Annotated in this window: 1 protein-coding gene; it reads left to right on the top strand. The window is 65.5% G+C overall.

Translation table 11 applies throughout. The features are described 5' to 3' along the window. On the top strand, positions 1-1,654 hold a 1,654-nt coding region (locus EXE44_RS16670; RefSeq protein WP_137717961.1), incomplete at both ends, for a PAS domain-containing protein.

Here is a 1,654-nt window from a genome sequence, read left to right as displayed (position 1 = left end):
GAGCAGGCTCGGACGCGATACTTCCGCGACGTGTTCGACATCGACGAGGACCCCGTCGGAATGACCGACGAGGACCTCTTTCCGGAGGCCGTCGCGGCGCAGGCCCGAGCGGACGACCGCAGAGTGATCGAAGGCGGTGAGCAGATCGAGATCGAGGAGACGGTTCCGACGCCCGCCGGGGAGAGCGTTCGACTGACGCGGAAGTCTCCCGTATACGATGAGGAGGGATCGATCCGGGGAGTGTGTGGGGTTTCGACCGACATCACCGAACAGAGAGAGCGGGAGCGAACCCTCCAGCAGATCAAAGACCGACTCAAACTCGCGGTCGAGGGCGCGCAGATCGGCGTCTGGGACTGGGACATGACCACTGACGAGGTCGAGTTCAACGATCAGTGGGCGGAGATGCTGGGTCACTCGTCCGACGAGATCGAGCCGCACCTCGTCGCGTGGGAACGCCGTGTCCATCCCGACGACCTCGCAGCGGTCGAAGACGCCCTGTCTGAACACATGGCGGGCGAGACGGAGTACTACGACACGGAACACCGGATGCGAACCGCGGCGGACGAGTGGAAGTGGATCCGCGACGTCGGAAGGGTCGTCGAGCGCGACGACGACGGGGAGCCAGTTCGGGCCGTCGGAATCCACCTCGACATCGACGACCAGAAGCGGCGAGAGGCGGAGCTGGAGCGCACGCAAGCCCTCATCGAGCGCACCCAAGAGAGCGCGTCGATCGGTTGGTGGGAGGTCGACCTGGTCAACGAGTCGCTCACGTGGAGCGACGAGGTGTACCGGATCCACGAGGTGCCGGCCGACGAGACGGTGGAACTAGAAGACGGAATAGAGTTCTATCACCCGGACGACCGGGACGCGATCGAACGGGCGTTCGAGCGGCTGACGGAGGAGGGCGAGTCGTACGACCTCGAACTGCGGATCGTCACGGCGACCGGACGAACCCGGTGGGTCAGGGCGGTCGGCGATCCGCAGTTCGACGACGCGGGGGAGGTCGTCGGCGCGCTCGGACTGTTTCAAGACATCACCGAGCGGAAGCGGTACGAGATGGCCCTTGAGTCGACGCGCGAGGAGCTACGGACAGTCATCGACCTCGTGCCGGACCTGGTGTTCGTGAAGAACCGCGATGGCGAGTATCTCCTGGCGAACGAGGCGACGGCCGCGGCGTACGGACTGACGCCGGACGAGGTCGAGGGGAAGTCCGAAGGCGAGATCATCCCGGACGCCGACGACTCCGCGGCGTTCCGGCAGGACGACTTGGAGGTGATCGAGTCCGGGGAACCGAAGAACGTCGGCGAGGAGACGTTGACGACGGCGGACGGCGAAACGCGCATCCTCCAGACGGTGAAGATCCCCTACAGGGTGCCGGAAACGGGTGAAGACGCCGTTCTGGGATACGCCCGCGACGTCACCGACCTCAAGCGGTACGAGCAGACGCTCGAAGAGCAGCGAGACACCCTCATGCTGCTCAACCAAGTCGTGCGCCACGACATCCGGAATCAGCTGATGGTCGTCACGTCGTACACCGAACTGCTCGAGGACTCGCTACCGGACGACCAGAGCCGGACGTACGCGCGGACGGTCATCGGGGCGGCGCGGCAGGCCGCCGACATCACGGAGACCGCCAGAGACGTCACCGACGTGC

Source organism: Halorubrum sp. SS7, from assembly GCF_005435055.1.
Lineage (GTDB): Archaea > Halobacteriota > Halobacteria > Halobacteriales > Haloferacaceae > Halorubrum > Halorubrum salinarum.
The sequence above is the reverse complement of the archived record's forward strand: the minus strand, read 5'-3'. Positions and strand labels throughout refer to the sequence as shown.